Source organism: Candidatus Paceibacterota bacterium, from assembly GCA_016782605.1.
Lineage (GTDB): Bacteria > Patescibacteriota > Minisyncoccia > Minisyncoccales > RBG-13-42-11 > BS750m-G71.
Genome location: JADHYE010000003.1, coordinates 37,701 through 52,109, shown reverse-complemented (window position 1 = coordinate 52,109; position 14,409 = coordinate 37,701). Strand labels below are relative to the sequence as shown.

The window sequence follows — 14,409 nt, the reverse complement described above, 5'->3', positions numbered from 1 at the left end:
ATTAAAAACATATGCCTATTTATAATTATTTCGCCAAATCCTTAAAGGGAGAAGAAAAATCAGGGATAGCCCAGGCTAAAGACAAAAAAGAGCTGTCCCAAATTTTGAAAGACCAGGGTTTTATTTTAATTAGGGTCGGAGAGAAAGAAGAATCAGCAAAAAAAAGCAAATCTGTCAGTTTGTTTTCTTTCGGCGGGAAAGTTCCCTTGACCGAAAAATTAATTTTCACCAGAAACCTCCAGGTAATGATAAGTTCTGACCTTGCTTTGCCCAAAGCTCTTGAAACTTTAGCTTTGCAGACAAAAAACAAAAAATTCAAAGAAGCTATTCTAGACATCAGCAATGAGATTATTAAGGGAAACAATTTTTCTGAAGCTTTGACAAAATACCCCCAGATTTTTTCAGGACTTTTTCAGAACATGGTGAAGGTTGGAGAAGAAGCCGGCAACCTTGACGAAGTGTTGAAGATTCTGGCCCTGCAATTGGAAAAGGAAAACGAGCTGAAGTCAAAGATAAAAAGCGCCATGATGTATCCGGCAGTAATAATTTCGGCGATGATCGGCATAGGTATTTTGATGCTGATCATGGTTGTGCCGAGTCTGGCTGATACTTTTGAGGAATTGGAAATTGAATTGCCCCTTACCACCCAAATAGTAGTTGGCTTGGGAACGTTTTTGGCCACTAATTGGCTTTTCGTTCTTTTGGGCATTATTTTCCTTGTTTTCATTTTGTCTTTCACTCCGAAAATTAAAAAAGGTAAAAGAGCGATGGATGCTTTATTTTTGAAAATTCCGGTTATTTCTACTTTGGTGATAAAAACTAACTCTGCTCAGGCTATTAGGACTTTGGGTTCTTTGATTTCTGCTGGCGTGCCGATTATAAGATCTTTAAAGGTTACTTCAGACGTACTGTCTAATATTTATTACAAGGACGCTCTTTTGGTAGCCATGGAGAAAGTCAAAAAAGGAGAAAAGCTTTCAGATGCCTTGAGTCCTTATGAAAATATATTTCCTCTGGTTGTTATCCAGATGATTAAAGTCGGCGAAGAAACCGGCCAGACAGCGCCCATTTTGACCAAATTGGCCGACTTTTTCGAAGAAGAAATAGATTACGCTACCAAGAATTTAGTTTCCGTTATTGAACCTGTTTTAATGATTATGATCGGAGCTGCTATCGGTTTCTTTGCCATCTCAATGATTCAGCCGATGTATTCGATGTTAGGCGCAATTTAATGAAAAATCAGAATTCAAAAGCTTTTACATTCGTTGATGTTTTGATTGGCGTCAGTTTGCTGCTGATTATTTTTATTAGCATTTTCGGCGTTTTTCAGTTGGCCTCGAAAATAATCGTCCTATCAAAGAACAAAATTACTGCTGCCTCAGTTGCTAACGAAGAAATAGAAAAGATAAGGAATCTTGTTTATCCCTCGGTTGGTATTATTAATGGCGCTTTGCCGACAGCTGTCGGTATTTTATCTTCGACGAGTACCGTTATTTTGAATAACGTTGATTATTTTATCGAAAGGAAGATTGAATATATTTCAGACGAAGCTGACGGAACCGGGGGCGCAGACAGCTGCAATTTGGATTACAAACGGGTTGATATTAGAGTCTCTTGGCAGGGTCGGTTTCCCGGAGAGATAAAAATGGTCACTGATATATCTCCGCAAAGCAAAGACGAAGAACTTGCTTCCTGTCAGGCTCAGCCATAAATTTTTATGAAAAAAGGATTTACTCTCATTGAAACCATGGCCACTATCGCTGTTTTTGCTTTGGCTATGGGCCTTGTTGTCGGCTTGATTGTTATGACCTATAGGACATACGGACAAACTTGGCAAAAGTCTTCAACTACCAACGAAGCAAGGAAAGCTATTGAAACAATGGTTCAGGAAATCAGAAAGGCCAGATCTGGAGAAGACGGTTCTTATCTTCTTGGGAAGGTTGATGACGGAGAATTAATAATCTATTCAGATATCGATAAAGACAGCAGTATTGAAAAGGTCAGATATTTTTGGCAGGCCGGAGAAACGATCAACAGTTTTAAAAAAGGGGTGACAGAACCCTTCAATAACGAAGGAGTAATCAGCTATCCCTTGGATCAGGAACAGATTGAAAATTTAAGCTCTTTTGTTTGTAACGACCTGCCTGTTTTCAGATATTTTGACAGCAATAATCAGGAGATAGCAGAACTTAGCAGCCGCATCCTTAATACAAGGCTGATCCAGGTTTATTTAGCCATCAATGCTGATCCGGACAATCCCTCTCAGAATTTTGAATTATTGTCTTCAGCCCAGATAAGAAATTTAAAAGAAGAGTAATATGCCAAAAGGAATAATCACTACATACGCTTTGGTTTTCGGAGCCATATTCACCATATTGCTTGCCAGCATTGTCGGAGTTGTTTTGCTGCAGTTAAAACAAGCTAATCAGAGATTGGCCTGGAATCAGGCTTTACATACTGCTGAAGCCGGCCTTCATTATTACAGGTGGTGTTTGAATAACGCGGTTGAAGATAACTGCCAGCTTGAAAAGGAGCATTTTGATATTGAGGGTAATCCATTGGGAGAATTTTTTCTTGAAGATTTCACCAATTATGCTTGCGGAGAAATGGTTTCCAGGAGAATATTTTCCACTGGCCGGACTAACAAGTTCCCTGACACCCAGAGAAAGATAAGCATGTTTTATTCCAGATCTTCCATAACCGGATTTTCCTATTTGACCAACACCAATGTTTGGGTGGAATCAGGCACGCAGGTGAAAGGAGTATATCGTTCCAATGCCGGCATAAGAATGGATGGAGAAAACAAATCTTCGGTTCTTTCAGCTACCAGTTCCTGGCTTTGCACTGCTTCTTACGGGTGCGATTATTTAAGCTGTCCTACTGATTGTTCTCGGGAGGGCTCATCTTGCCGCTGCCCGGGGATTTTTACCACCACCAAGGAATCTAATCCTGATTTGTTTTCTTTTCCTATCGAGTATTTTAATTTCGATGCAATTACCATAGATTTAAGAGCGATAAAAGACATTACCATCAGCCATCCCTTGCAGCATTACTGGCCGCCGGTAACAGAGGTTGATCCTATTGGCTTGGGATACCATCTTAAGTTTTTGACAACCGGCGGGTTTGAAATATGGATTATTACCGATTTAACTTCAACTTATTCTTACAGTGCAGAAGAAGGTTGGCATTACGACTCTTTCATCATCAGCGGGGAGTATCGTTACGGCGGTACGATTTTCACAGACCCTGATTGCGGCCTTATTTTTGTTGAGGATAATCTTTGGGTAAGCGGGGAGATAAACGGAAAAGTAACAATTGCTTCAGCAGACCTGATTAGTCCGAGTAAAGATACGAGTATTATTTTGCCAGGCGATATTTATTATGATAATGAGAGCGGCTCTTGCGGGTTAGCGTTAATCACCGAAAAAAACATTCTGATCGCTCCTAATGCCCCTAGCCAAATGGAGATGTTCGGCATTTTCGTTGCCCAAAAGGGAAGATTCGGCATAAACCATTATCCTTCAAATCTTAAGAATAAGCTGAAGATAACAGGTTCAATAGTCAGCAGCAATAGAATCAGGATTAATTGGGCTTCCGGAGGATCAATAATATCAGGCTTCAAAGTTTACGAACACAAAGTTGACTTAAACGTAATTTACAGCCCTCCGCTCTTTGTTCCCTATACTGGTTCTGACTTCAGAATTGTCGGCTGGGAGGAAATGTAATAAAATATCAATATAATGTTTGATTTTCTTAATTTAAAACAAAAAGCCTTTGGACTGGATATTTCTGATTTCTCCTTGAAAATCGCCAAGCTTAGGAAGCAGGGCCAGTTTTTTAGCGTATCTTCCTTTAAAGAGATGCCCTTGGAAGCTGGCATAGTCAGAAAGGGAGAAATTAGAGACGAAGATAAATTGGCAGAAGCAATTAAAAAGTCAGTAAGAGACGTCCAAGGTGAAAAACTGCAGACAAAAGATGCTATAATTTCTCTGCCGGAAGAGAAATCTTTTTTGAGGATAATCCAAATGCCCAAGCTTTCAGGAGAAGATTTGAGGTCAGCGATAGTTCTTGAAGCTGAGAATCACATACCCTTGCCCATGGAAGAAGTTTATTTTGATTACCAGGCTATTGCTCCTTTATACGATCACTTGGACCATCTTGATGTCTTAATTGTTGGCTTTCCACGGAAGATAATCGATTCCTACGTCAGCTGCCTTAAAAAAGCCAATATTAGGCCAGTTGCTTTAGAGCTAGAATCTCTGGCTATTACCCGCGCTTTAATAGAAAAAGAGGTTTCTACTCATCCTGTTTTTATGCTTGATTTTGGCTTGAGTAAGACAAACCTTATCATATTTTCCGGCAATTCTGTAAAGTTTACGTTTTTTCTGCCCGTTTCTTCACAAGAGCTTACTGAAGCTATAGCCCGTTCCATGCAAATTGATTTGGTTAAGGCTGAAAACTTGAAAAAGCAATACGGTTTGGAAGGTAAAGCAGATAAAACAGGAGAAGAAGTCTTTAACGCTTTAATTCCGCCTTTGACCGATTTAATAGAACAAATTAAAAAATATCTTGATTATTATCGTACTCGGCCCCAGCACGAACACTTGCCGCCTGACGCGATAAAAGAAGAAATTATTCTGGTTTGCGGAGGCGGAGCCAAGCTGAAAGGGCTGACTGATTTTCTTTCTTCACAGCTTAAAATTGCGGTGAAAATAGGCAATCCCTGGACGAACATTCTGCCTTCGGCCAGCCAGCCCAAAGAGAAGGCTTTGATTTATGAAAAAGAAGAATCGTTGAGCTATACCACTGTTCTGGGATTAGCATTAAGGGGAATCAAAGAAAATGATTAATCTTTTACCGCCCCCCAAAAAACAAGAAATAAATCAGGAAGAAAACTGGAAGATTCTGATGACTTTGGCTATCAGTGTTTTGGCAGTTCTCGTTTGCTTTATTCTTATTCTTTATGCGATAAACATTTCTATTGCCGGAGACGTTGGTCTGGAAAAGATTTTATACGAACAAAAGGCAAAAGAATTCGAATCCTCCCAAATGCTGGATTTAAAAACAGAGATAATCGGATTTAATAAAGCTGTTCTTCAGCTGGATAATTTCTATCATAATCAGCTTACTCCGACCGAAACCATTGAGGAAATTTTACAGACAATTCCAGAAGGCATTTACCTGACAAATTTAGCCATTACTTTGGGGAATGATAAAGATAAAATAATGCAATGCGAACTCAAGGGATTTTCTCCGGCCAGGGAAATGTTGCTTGTTTTTAAAGAAAACCTTGAGAAAGAAGAGAGTTTCAATGAGGTTTCTTTTCCGCCAGCCACTTGGTTAAAGCCAATTGATATTAATTTCACGGTAACTTTCAAAATAAATGACAATAGCTAAGAGAATTAATATCACTTTAATATTTTTTTCACTTTTGATCATTTCAATAATTGTTTTTGCCACTGTTCCTCTTTTTCAGGCAATCGGAAACAATTCCAAAGAAGTGGTTGTGCAAAAGCAAAAAATGGCGCTTTTGGAAGTGGAAAGCATAAGCCTTAAGGAAAACGAGCCTTCAATGGAACCGTCCCATCAATTCATGGAAGAGGTTGGCAAATTATTCATTGATTCGGAAGTTCCTTTAGAGTTTATCAATTTTCTGGAAGACGTTTCCCAGGAATGCCAGCTTAATACAGAAATTCTGCCTAGTTTCGAAAAAAATACAGAAAAAGACGTATGGCCTTATTCCATTTTCCAGCTGGTTTCCAGCGGCTCTTTCTTTAACTTCTTAAAACTCTTGGAAAAATTGGAAAACAGCCCTTATCTTATTGACGTGCAGAATATGAATATCAGCAGAGTAGGCGCTCAAGAAGAAGGAGGATTAACCAATATCAAGGCCAGTTTTGGCATAAAAGTATTTGTCAAATAAAATGTTTAAGTTTAAACCAACAAAATCAAAGGAAGCATTGAAAAAATTGCCCAAAAGCTTGGCCAAACGCAGCTTCCTGTTTTTTATAATGCTGTTTCTAATTATTGCTTTTGTGGGAGGCTTTATCTTTTATTACTATCAATCCGGCTATTTTCTTAGCACTGGCGATGAATTAAGCGCGGGAAAGCCGTTGAAATTTGATACTGAAAGGCAGCAGAAGGTTTTAGAGGAATGGCAGAAAAGGGAAGAAAGCTTTAATTCAGCTGGTTCTAAAACATATTCTGATCCTTTTCAGGTTGGCTAAAAGCTGATTTCAGGTAGAATATATACGTTAAAAACTTGCCCTCGTAGTTTAGTGAATCTTCTAGTCAAGGAGATTTTTATTTTACAAAATTGAACAAGGATGTTATATTAAATAATACATATTAACTTGTTTAATTTATGAAAATAAACGAAAAAATTAAAGCAATTCATTTAAGAAAATTAGGGAAAAGCTATAGTGAAATACGCAAAAAAGTAAAAGCCTCAAAAGGCGCTTTGAGTTTATGGCTTAGGGATGTTAAGCTCAGGCCCGAACAAAAAAAGAGGCTTTATGTGACTCTACGAAGAATAAATGCTTATAAGGGAGCCAAAGTCAGACAGAAAAAAAGAATAGAAAGGACCAAAAGAATTATTAAGGAAGCTGAGAAAGAATTTAAATTATTTTTTAAAAAACCTTTATTTTTAGCTGGTTTGATGCTATATTGGGCTGAGGGTGACAAATCGGACGAAAGAGAGGTGGTAAAATTTACTAATTCTGATCCCATTATGGTTAAATTCATGATGTGGTGGTTTAGAGAATTTTGTAAAGTGCCAGAAAATAAATTTAAAATATGTCTTCATGTTCATAAACTTCACTGCAGGAAAAACATACAAAGGTATTGGTCTAGAGTTACAGAGATTTCACTTTCTCAATTCCACAAGACTCAAATTAAACCAACCTCTCTGAAAGTGAGAAAGAATAAATTATATAATGGTACTTGTGCGATAACTATCCATAGAAAAGATTTATTTAGAAGAATAAAAGGTTGGAAATTGGGATTTATAGAAACGTTAAATTATTAAATAAAAATAACAAGTCCCCGTAGCTCAATCGGATAGAGCAAGTGGTTTCTAACCCCTAGGTTGTAGGTTCGAGTCCTGCCGGGGACACTAATTTAAGAATACTGTACCATGGTGGGCGTAGTGTAGTGGTTTAGCACAAGAGTCTGTGGAACTCTTAGGGGGAGTTCGAATCTCCTCGCTCACCTTTCGACTCCTTTTCCAGGGGAGACCAACTAATCGCCAATCAGGCGGTTTTTTGGTAGAATAAGATAAGTAATTTAGAAGTAATCTAATTTAAAATTATGAAAACGCCAGAAGGTGAACCCAATATTTACGGTGCAGGACCAAAAAATGAAAATTTGACTAATGAAAAAGAAAGAAGACAAGAGAAAATTGAAAAGGATATGGGTAGTTTCTTAAAAAATAATTACGAGAAAAACGAAAATAACAACCAAAGAGTTGAAGAAATAATTGAAGCTGTCAAAAAAATTTTTGAAAGTGTGGACAAAGAAGTTTTTCCCGAAGAAAGATTGCACGAGATAATAAATCAATTAAACCGATATAAAAAAGAAGATTATAGCCAAGAGGAATTTCTTTCGGAGGCAGAAAGTTTGCTAAAACCAGTTGTCAGATTATACGCAAATAATCTTGAGAAAGCCGAAGAAAAATTAGTAAAGGAATTTAACGAACAAGACGGTTTTATTGAAATAAATAGGGTGGTTTCTTATGGAAAAACAGGGTCGATGATACATCTTCATCATCTTCCAGCAAGAGCAATTTCTACATCGGAAAGATTAAAATTATACGAAGTTGCGATGAAAAAACTTGCTACAATAGTTAATAATGACCCGAATATTGAGGAAATTACCGCAACTTCTTGGATAGTTGCCAAGAATCCTGAATTATTTGAGGGAGCTGGTTTTGAGATTGAAGATGTTAAAAAAGAATTAAAAGAAAAACATTTTCAGGATGAGAAAAGAGATATAAAACATGCCACAATGACTCGGAAAGATTTCTTAGAAAAATACTTAACAAAATAGGTTATCCAAAACAGGTTCTAACCCTTCGATGCGACTCAGGGCAGGCATCGTCCCCTAGACGACCTGCCTAAAACCAGAAACCGCTTTCTCAAGAAGGCGGTTTCTGGTATACTAAATATAATATGGAACAAATATTTTCAAAAGAAATAGCCGATAAATTCATGAGTTTTAAGGGAGAAGTAAGGGGAGTTCTGCTTAAAAATTACGCAGATTTTATTATAAAAAAAGATGGCGAAGAAGGATTAAAGAAAGTAGAGAAGGCTTTGGCAGAAGTTGGTTATCCGATAAAGTATCGAGAATTGACAACGATGGATTTTTATCCTTTAGGATTTCAGGCTCTTTCCATAGCTGCCATGAAGGAATTTTTAAATTATGATGAAAAAAAATTCTATGAACTGGGAAGTTTTCAGCCAAAAATCTCCATTATCATTAAAATATTTTTGAAATATTTCTTTTCAATCGATATGATGGCCAAAAAGGTTCCAGACATGTGGAAGAAGTATTATACGGTAGGAGAGCTTAAAGTAATAGAGCTCGATAAAGAGAAGAAACACATGATTTTAAGGCTTGAGAATTTTTCTTGTCACCCGATTCAATGCCACCAAACTCTTAGAGGTTACTTCCCCAGCGTTCTTAAAATGGTACTGAAAGCCGAGCCAACCTGCGAAGAAACAAAATGTTCTTTTCGAGGAGATAATTATCATGAATATTTATTAAAATGGTAGCTTTATCAGTAATTTATTTGTCAAACAGATTCTAGCTATTATGGAACAGATAATTTCAAAAGAAGAGTTAGTGAAGTTAGCGCAAATTAAAGGTGAAACAACGGGAAATAGTATTAAAAATACTGGAGAGTTTGTTTTAAAAGAAGAAGGAATGGAAGGTTTAAAAAAACTAGAGGAAACAATGAAAATGATTGGTTTTCCAATAATATATCAACAAATAAGGGCAACAGATTATTATCCCTCAAGTTTACTTGCTATTACCTTTGTAGTTATTGAAAGAATTTTTAAATATGATGATAATAAATTTCGAAGCATGGGAGAGTTTAGAGTTAAAGTTTCAATAATTCTTAAAATTCTTATGAACTATTTAATTTCTCTTGATAAAGCAGCAAAGGAAATTCCGAAAATGTGGAGAAAATTCTTTACAACGGGAGATGCAAAAGTAGTAGAACTCGACAAAAAACAAAAAAAAGGGATTTTAAGAATAGAAAACTACTATTTTCATCCAATTCAATGTCGAGTTATGGAGGGAATATTTTCAATGTTAATACAAATGATAGTAAGGAGTAAAGTCGCCTGCCGAGAGATAAAATGTGTTCATCAAGGCGATACATACCATGAATTCTTATTCGAGTGGTAGTTTTTTTATATTAATTTACTCAAATAAATTTCGTTTTTTATAATATCATTTATTAATAAAAAACTCCCGCATCTGTAGCGGGAATTTTTATTTTAAAAAAGATTTTATTTTTTCTCTCTTAATTTAGCTTTTACAGTTATTTCTTTTTTGTTTCTCAAGACTTTTAAAGAAATCTCTTGGCTAATTTGGTATTTTTGTAGAATACATGAAAGCGGGTTTTCTTCGGTAATTTTCTCTTTCTGGCACTCTAGAATTATGTCAAATTCTCTTAAGCCCGCTTTGTCAGCTGCGCCCCCTGGCACTATAGCTGATTCTCCCAAGGTTTCCCTGGTTATCAGGGCTCCGTAATCAACAGGCAGTTTATTTTTCTCTGATATTTCCTTGTTGAGAATAATGTATTTTACTCCCAAAAATGGCCTTTTTATTCTTCCGTATTTTTTAACTTCTTCCAAATCTCTTTTCGCGTAATTAATTGGAATGGCAAAGCCGATATTCTGGGCGCCCATGACAGTGGCTGTATTAACACCGATTACTTTTCCTTCAATATTAACCAATGGTCCTCCAGAATTGCCAGGATTAATGGCTGCATCTGTTTGGATTAAACCTCTCAGCATTTCCGCTTGTTTTGATAAGCCGGAAAAAGCAGCAATGTAGCGGGATAGGCCGGAAACCACTCCGGTGCTGACAGTGTCGTGGAACTCGCCAAGAGCGTTGCCTACAGCAATAACTGTTTCTCCCAGCTCAACTTTGTCTGAATCAGCTAATTCAAGGCAAGGGAAGTTCTTGCCCTGGATTTTTAAAACAGCAATGTCGTTAATCGGATCCCTGGAAATTACTTTAGCCGGGTAAGTCTTTTTTGGTTCATAAATTACGGTGTAATCAGCATCTTTTTCGCCGACAACATGGTTGCTGGTAATAACATAGCCGTCTTGAGAGACGATAAAACCGGATCCTCCTCCGATTTTCGTTTTTTCCTTTTTGCCCTTTTGCATTTTAGGCACGAGAAATTCCTGCTCTCCGTATGGGAAAAAATAAAATCCCTCTATTTTAGGAAGGTCGCGGGATATGATAATGGTGATGACTGCCGGGCAGATCCTTTTTGCGATTTCAATAATCGGTGATTTTTCTATCATATTCTGATATTCTATCATATAAAGAAATTGTCAACAATGAAAAATTGTGCTAATCTTAATAATTGAAAATTGTCCCTTGAGCCCCTGTAGCTCAATGGATAGAGCACCACACTCCTAACGTGGGGATATAGGTTCGATTCCTATTGGGGGCACAAAGAAGGGCCCGTAGCTCAGTTGGTAGAGCGCGCGCATGGCATGCGTGAGGTTCAGGGGTTCGAGCCCCCTCGGGTCCACAGAATCTGGCGAGGTGCCAGAGAGGCTTATTGGGGCGGTTTCGAAAACCGCTATGCTTGCAAAAGTATCGGAGGTTCGAATCCTCCCCTCGCCGTATATGTTCAATTTTAAAAAAGAAAAGAAAGAACCAAAAGATTTAAAAGAAGTGTTAAAGCAGTTTAAAGACCTGCAAGTAGGTTTTGATGAACTTTTACAGGAATTCAAGGATTTGAAAGAAAATCACCAGTTTGCCGTTCAGAAAATCGGCATGGTCAGATTCAATCCCTTTTCTGAGATTGGCGGAGATCAGAGTTTTTCCGTTGCTTTGCTTGATGGAAACGACGATGGCTTAGTCATTACCAGCTTTTACACCAGGGAAGGAAACAGGGTTTACGGCAAGCCTATAAAACAGAGCGTTTCCCAATACGCGCTCTCCAAAGAAGAAACAAAAGCAATTGAAATGGCAAAAAAATATGGAGAACAAAAACCAAATAACAACCAGGCCCCCAATAGTGGTGGTGCTGGGTCACATTGATCATGGAAAGAGTTCCCTGCTTGAAGCAATTAAGGACTTTAGAATCACGGCAAAAGAATCAGGCGGTATCACCCAGCATATCGGCGCTTATCAGATTGAAGAAAAAAAGGGAAAAATCACTTTTCTTGACACTCCCGGACACGAAGCCTTTTCTCAAATGCGCTCTCGGGGAGCTAAAGTAGCTGATATTGCTATTTTAGTTATTGATGCGGCCGAAGGATTAAAGCCTCAAACCAAAGAGGTGCTTTTGAATATAAAAGAAACAAAGATTCCTTTTATAGTCGCTTTAAATAAAATAGACAAGCCGGAAGCCAATCCAGAAAAAGTAAAAGGAACATTGTCAAAAGAAGGCTTTTTGGTTGAGTCAATGGGCGGTAAAATCCCCTCGATTGAAGTTTCAGCTAAAACAAAAAAAGGCATTCCAGAGCTTTTGGAGCTGATTTTATTAATTTCAGAAATGGAAGAACTGAAAGCTGATTTTAAAAAGCCGGCAGAAGGAGTAATTATTGAATCGTATTTGGACAATTCCAGGGGACCGACAGCCACTTTGCTTTTAACTGACGGCTGTTTGAAAGCGGGAGAAATAATCGCTACCAGTTCAGCTTCCGTTAAAGTAAAAAGCATAGAGAATTTCCAGAAAAAGCAGATTAAAGAGGCTTTTCCGTCTGATCCGGTAATCATTTTCGGATTTAACCAGGTTCCTAAAGTCGGAGAAGAATTTAAGGTTTTTCCTGATTTAGAAAGCGTTGAAAAGCATATTGAAACTTTAAAAAGCCGAGCCGCAGCGAAGGGTGAAGAAGAGGATTTATCCTCTTCGCCAGAAAAAAGAACTCCGGCAGTTTTGGAGATAACTAGCCAACAGAGAATTTTGAATTTGATTATCAAGGCTGATGTTTTAGGCTCTCTTGAAGCTGTTGAGGGAATCTTAAAATCGCTTCCTCAGGAAAAAGTTATCTTAAGGATATTAAAATCGGAAGTGGGCAACATTAATGAATCAGACATAAAGTTAGCTTCCAGCGCCAGAGCAACTATTCTTGGATTTAGAGTAAAGGCAGACCAAACAGCTGCCAAAATATCGGGAAGAGAAAAGACCAAAATACTGTTTTTTGAAGTTATTTACGAACTGGCTGAAGGCGTGCGCAAATTAATGGAAAAGATCGTCCAATCCCAGGACGTAAGAACTGATTTAGGCAAGGCCAAAGTTTTAGCCAAATTCCTGACAGATAAAAACCGCCAAATTATCGGTTGTAGGGTGACAGAGGGCGAAACAAGAAAAGGGGCTTCAATTGAAGTTTTCAGGAACGAGGAAAAGATCGGCCAAGGCAAGATGATTAACCTTCAAAGAAACAAAAAAGACGCAGCTTTGATTCAGAAGGGAGAAGAGTGCGGCATTCTATTTGAAGGAGAAGTGAAGATTGAAGAAGGAGATATTTTGCTGTTTTATACTGAAGAAAGAATAAAAGGCCAGCTATAATTTAATGCCAAACCGCATTGCAAAAGTAAATCAGTTAATTAAAAAGGAATTATCCCAGATCATTCTTAGGGAAATTGATTTTTCACCAGGCGTTTTAGTAACTTTAACGAGGGTTGAAACAGTTCCCAACTTAAGCGAAAGCAGAATATATCTTAGTGTCATACCGGAAGCGAGACAAGAAAAAGCATTTATCATGTTAAGAAATAAAGTTTGGCACCTTCAGCAATTGCTGAATAAAAGGCTGAGAATGAGGCCTATCCCCAAGATTTGCTTTGTCGAAGAAAAAGAAACTTTGGAAGCAGGAAAAATTGAAGAGATTTTGGTAGGGTTGAAAAAAGATAAAAAATAACTAAAATTAGCTTATTGGCGGCGTGGCGAAATAGCTAACGCAGCGGTCTGCAAAACCGCTATACGTGGGTGCAATTCCCACCGCCGCCTCAAGTTTTGCCCGGGTGGCGGAACGGTTTACGCACAACACTTAAAATGTTGCGGTCGCAAGGCCATGTGGGTTCGAATCCCACCCCGGGCATAAAAAAATCCCCCGCCACTATCGGCGGGGGGTTAATTTTTAGGTTTATCCTTCCGTAATCTCAATATATGTTCTTTTCACTCCGAATTCTTTTGCTTCCCAGTAAGAAGGGAACCAGATATCAATATGATAATTGTCTTTTCTCCAGTTCATTCTGTCCTCAACTACGAATACTTTTTCTCCAAAAAGTTCTGGTATTTTCAACTGTGTTCCAAAAGAAAAGTAATTATTAGCAATGACTCCGTCTCTGACCCAGGTTCCGGCAGCAGTAACAAAAGGCGTGCTGTCTGTTTCCCAGGACGTGCTGGAATAGGCTGTAATAATTACCGGTACCTTTTTGATCTCTTTAGCTTCTTCGGTAGACGGACTGACAACAGGAATTAAGGTATTTTGGCTAAAAAGTGCCAATCTTTCTTGTATTGATGCGTCTGCGTTCAAAAGCAACTCTGTCTCGCTGTTTTGAATAGGCGGTCCTAGAGACGGCATCCCGAGAATTAGAATCCCCAATCCGGCAAAGAAAAAAACTATGATTTTCGCCTTAACCCCCGATAAATCGGGGACTTTAGAGTATATATCCATTTTTAAACCCCGTTTTAACGGGATTCTGTCATTATAGCTCATCCATGGCTTTTGTCAAGGACCGAGCCCCGCATAGCGGAGCGAAGGTGAAGATGAAATTTATTTCATCGCCTATCGAGCAGTCGAAGAGAACTTTGTTCTCTTCTCCGCTTTCATTGCGATTCAAGCGGGTGAAGGGAGTTGAACCCTCTTCTCAACCTTGGCAAGGTTGCATAATAGCCGCTATACGACACCCGCATTTTGTGCCGGGAGAGGGAATTGAACCCACGACCCCATCTTTTTCAGAGATGTGCTCTACCACTGAGCTACCCCGGCATAGCTTTATTTCAATAAAAACCCTTAATCCGCCAAACTAATGGACGGCATAGGACTCGAACCTATAACCCCCGCGATGTAAACGCGATGCTCTAACCATTGAGCTAGCCGTCCTTCTTCTTTAGTGAGCGAGGGGGGACTTGAACCCCCACGGGAATACTCCCCTTGGAGCCTCAGTCCAAGCTGTCTACCAGTTTCAGCACTCGCTCATTTAGATTAT

Annotated in this window: 17 protein-coding genes and 11 tRNA genes; 22 read left to right on the top strand and 6 right to left on the bottom strand. The window is 38.5% G+C overall.

Going from position 1 to position 14,409, the window contains the following annotated elements; all coding sequences use genetic code 11:
- The first annotated feature begins 11 nt into the window (after positions 1–11).
- The 14 genes from ISS83_01785 (at position 12) to ISS83_01720 (ending at position 9,411) form a co-directional block, all read left to right on the top strand.
- Positions 12–1,232, top strand: a complete 1,221-nt coding sequence (locus tag ISS83_01785; GenBank protein ID MBL7142368.1) for a type II secretion system F family protein — start codon at positions 12–14, stop codon at positions 1,230–1,232.
- Entirely contained in the window at positions 1,232–1,711 is a 480-nt protein-coding gene (locus ISS83_01780; GenBank protein ID MBL7142367.1) for a hypothetical protein, read from the top strand. The genes ISS83_01785 and ISS83_01780 overlap by 1 nt, the downstream gene beginning before the upstream one ends.
- A gap of 6 nt (positions 1,712–1,717) precedes the next feature.
- A complete protein-coding gene (locus ISS83_01775) occupies positions 1,718–2,317 on the top strand; it encodes a type II secretion system protein (GenBank protein MBL7142366.1) in 600 nt (199 codons plus the stop codon).
- A 1-nt stretch (position 2,318) separates the two neighbouring features.
- Entirely contained in the window at positions 2,319–3,725 is a 1,407-nt protein-coding gene (locus tag ISS83_01770) for a hypothetical protein (protein ID MBL7142365.1), read from the top strand.
- 15 nt (positions 3,726–3,740) lie between these two features.
- A complete protein-coding gene (gene pilM, locus ISS83_01765) occupies positions 3,741–4,850 on the top strand; it encodes a type IV pilus assembly protein PilM (protein ID MBL7142364.1) in 1,110 nt (369 codons plus the stop codon).
- A complete protein-coding gene (locus ISS83_01760) occupies positions 4,843–5,397 on the top strand; it encodes a hypothetical protein (GenBank protein ID MBL7142363.1) in 555 nt (184 codons plus the stop codon). Before pilM ends, ISS83_01760 begins: the two co-directional genes overlap by 8 nt.
- Positions 5,384–5,923, top strand: coding sequence for a hypothetical protein (locus ISS83_01755; GenBank protein MBL7142362.1), 540 nt, complete (start codon positions 5,384–5,386; stop codon positions 5,921–5,923). The genes ISS83_01760 and ISS83_01755 overlap by 14 nt, the downstream gene beginning before the upstream one ends.
- Before the next feature lies 1 nt (position 5,924).
- Positions 5,925–6,227: a hypothetical protein gene (locus ISS83_01750; protein MBL7142361.1), complete on the top strand. Its 303-nt coding sequence runs from the start codon at positions 5,925–5,927 to the stop codon at positions 6,225–6,227.
- Between the two features lie 137 nt (positions 6,228–6,364).
- A complete protein-coding gene (locus ISS83_01745) occupies positions 6,365–7,027 on the top strand; it encodes a hypothetical protein (GenBank protein MBL7142360.1) in 663 nt (220 codons plus the stop codon).
- 13 nt (positions 7,028–7,040) lie between these two features.
- Positions 7,041–7,114, top strand: a tRNA-Arg gene (locus ISS83_01740).
- A gap of 24 nt (positions 7,115–7,138) precedes the next feature.
- Positions 7,139–7,211 (top strand) — tRNA-His (locus ISS83_01735).
- A gap of 97 nt (positions 7,212–7,308) precedes the next feature.
- The gene (locus tag ISS83_01730; protein MBL7142359.1) at positions 7,309–8,046 is read left to right on the top strand and encodes a hypothetical protein; all 738 of its coding nucleotides are present in this window, start codon (positions 7,309–7,311) and stop codon (positions 8,044–8,046) included.
- Between the two features lie 122 nt (positions 8,047–8,168).
- The gene (locus tag ISS83_01725) at positions 8,169–8,771 is read left to right on the top strand and encodes a hypothetical protein (GenBank protein ID MBL7142358.1); all 603 of its coding nucleotides are present in this window, start codon (positions 8,169–8,171) and stop codon (positions 8,769–8,771) included.
- A gap of 40 nt (positions 8,772–8,811) precedes the next feature.
- Positions 8,812–9,411, top strand: coding sequence for a hypothetical protein (locus ISS83_01720; GenBank protein MBL7142357.1), 600 nt, complete (start codon positions 8,812–8,814; stop codon positions 9,409–9,411).
- A gap of 104 nt (positions 9,412–9,515) precedes the next feature.
- Here ISS83_01720 and ISS83_01715 read toward each other — a convergent pair whose 3' ends face one another.
- Positions 9,516–10,544: a trypsin-like peptidase domain-containing protein gene (locus tag ISS83_01715; protein ID MBL7142356.1), complete on the bottom strand. Its 1,029-nt coding sequence runs from the start codon at positions 10,542–10,544 to the stop codon at positions 9,516–9,518.
- Positions 10,545–10,624: 80 nt separating this feature from the next.
- Here ISS83_01715 and ISS83_01710 point away from each other — a divergent pair.
- The 8 genes from ISS83_01710 to ISS83_01675 all read left to right on the top strand — a co-directional run bounded on the left by ISS83_01710 (position 10,625) and on the right by ISS83_01675 (position 13,295).
- A tRNA-Arg gene (locus ISS83_01710) sits at positions 10,625–10,696 on the top strand.
- A gap of 7 nt (positions 10,697–10,703) precedes the next feature.
- Positions 10,704–10,777: transfer RNA gene (locus ISS83_01705), tRNA-Ala, on the top strand.
- An 8-nt stretch (positions 10,778–10,785) separates the two neighbouring features.
- A tRNA-Ser gene (locus tag ISS83_01700) sits at positions 10,786–10,872 on the top strand.
- Between the two features lie 3 nt (positions 10,873–10,875).
- On the top strand, positions 10,876–11,292 hold the full coding sequence (locus tag ISS83_01695) for a DUF4446 family protein (protein ID MBL7142355.1): 417 nt from the start codon (positions 10,876–10,878) through the stop codon (positions 11,290–11,292).
- Entirely contained in the window at positions 11,231–12,766 is a 1,536-nt protein-coding gene (gene infB, locus ISS83_01690) for a translation initiation factor IF-2 (protein MBL7142354.1), read from the top strand. Before ISS83_01695 ends, infB begins: the two co-directional genes overlap by 62 nt.
- Before the next feature lie 4 nt (positions 12,767–12,770).
- Positions 12,771–13,115, top strand: coding sequence for a 30S ribosome-binding factor RbfA (gene rbfA / locus ISS83_01685; protein ID MBL7142353.1), 345 nt, complete (start codon positions 12,771–12,773; stop codon positions 13,113–13,115).
- A 16-nt stretch (positions 13,116–13,131) separates the two neighbouring features.
- A tRNA-Cys gene (locus tag ISS83_01680) sits at positions 13,132–13,204 on the top strand.
- An 8-nt stretch (positions 13,205–13,212) separates the two neighbouring features.
- Positions 13,213–13,295 (top strand) — tRNA-Leu (locus ISS83_01675).
- 45 nt (positions 13,296–13,340) lie between these two features.
- Here ISS83_01675 and ISS83_01670 read toward each other — a convergent pair.
- The 5 genes from ISS83_01670 to ISS83_01650 form a co-directional block, all read right to left on the bottom strand.
- A complete protein-coding gene (locus ISS83_01670) occupies positions 13,341–13,874 on the bottom strand; it encodes a 3D domain-containing protein (protein ID MBL7142352.1) in 534 nt (177 codons plus the stop codon).
- A 165-nt stretch (positions 13,875–14,039) separates the two neighbouring features.
- Positions 14,040–14,111, bottom strand: a tRNA-Gly gene (locus ISS83_01665).
- Between the two features lie 6 nt (positions 14,112–14,117).
- A tRNA-Phe gene (locus tag ISS83_01660) sits at positions 14,118–14,189 on the bottom strand.
- 41 nt (positions 14,190–14,230) lie between these two features.
- Positions 14,231–14,303 (bottom strand) — tRNA-Val (locus ISS83_01655).
- A gap of 11 nt (positions 14,304–14,314) precedes the next feature.
- Positions 14,315–14,398, bottom strand: a tRNA-Leu gene (locus ISS83_01650).
- Between the last annotated feature and the right edge of the window lie 11 nt (positions 14,399–14,409).

Excerpts from the sequence above, each read along its gene's own strand:
- ISS83_01785 (MBL7142368.1), top strand. The coding sequence starts at position 12 with ATGCCTATTTATAATTATTTCGCCAAATCCTTAAAGGGAGAAGAAAAA.
- ISS83_01780 (MBL7142367.1), top strand. The coding sequence starts at position 1,232 with ATGAAAAATCAGAATTCAAAAGCTTTTACATTCGTTGATGTTTTGATT.
- ISS83_01775 (MBL7142366.1), top strand. The coding sequence starts at position 1,718 with ATGAAAAAAGGATTTACTCTCATTGAAACCATGGCCACTATCGCTGTT.
- ISS83_01770 (MBL7142365.1), top strand. The coding sequence starts at position 2,319 with ATGCCAAAAGGAATAATCACTACATACGCTTTGGTTTTCGGAGCCATA.
- pilM (MBL7142364.1), top strand. The coding sequence starts at position 3,741 with ATGTTTGATTTTCTTAATTTAAAACAAAAAGCCTTTGGACTGGATATT.
- ISS83_01760 (MBL7142363.1), top strand. The coding sequence starts at position 4,843 with ATGATTAATCTTTTACCGCCCCCCAAAAAACAAGAAATAAATCAGGAA.
- ISS83_01755 (MBL7142362.1), top strand. The coding sequence starts at position 5,384 with ATGACAATAGCTAAGAGAATTAATATCACTTTAATATTTTTTTCACTT.
- ISS83_01750 (MBL7142361.1), top strand. The coding sequence starts at position 5,925 with ATGTTTAAGTTTAAACCAACAAAATCAAAGGAAGCATTGAAAAAATTG.
- ISS83_01745 (MBL7142360.1), top strand. The coding sequence starts at position 6,365 with ATGAAAATAAACGAAAAAATTAAAGCAATTCATTTAAGAAAATTAGGG.
- ISS83_01730 (MBL7142359.1), top strand. The coding sequence starts at position 7,309 with ATGAAAACGCCAGAAGGTGAACCCAATATTTACGGTGCAGGACCAAAA.
- ISS83_01725 (MBL7142358.1), top strand. The coding sequence starts at position 8,169 with ATGGAACAAATATTTTCAAAAGAAATAGCCGATAAATTCATGAGTTTT.
- ISS83_01720 (MBL7142357.1), top strand. The coding sequence starts at position 8,812 with ATGGAACAGATAATTTCAAAAGAAGAGTTAGTGAAGTTAGCGCAAATT.
- ISS83_01715 (MBL7142356.1), bottom strand. The coding sequence starts at position 10,544 with ATGATAGAAAAATCACCGATTATTGAAATCGCAAAAAGGATCTGCCCG.
- ISS83_01695 (MBL7142355.1), top strand. The coding sequence starts at position 10,876 with ATGTTCAATTTTAAAAAAGAAAAGAAAGAACCAAAAGATTTAAAAGAA.
- infB (MBL7142354.1), top strand. The coding sequence starts at position 11,231 with ATGGAGAACAAAAACCAAATAACAACCAGGCCCCCAATAGTGGTGGTG.
- rbfA (MBL7142353.1), top strand. The coding sequence starts at position 12,771 with ATGCCAAACCGCATTGCAAAAGTAAATCAGTTAATTAAAAAGGAATTA.
- ISS83_01670 (MBL7142352.1), bottom strand. The coding sequence starts at position 13,874 with ATGGATATATACTCTAAAGTCCCCGATTTATCGGGGGTTAAGGCGAAA.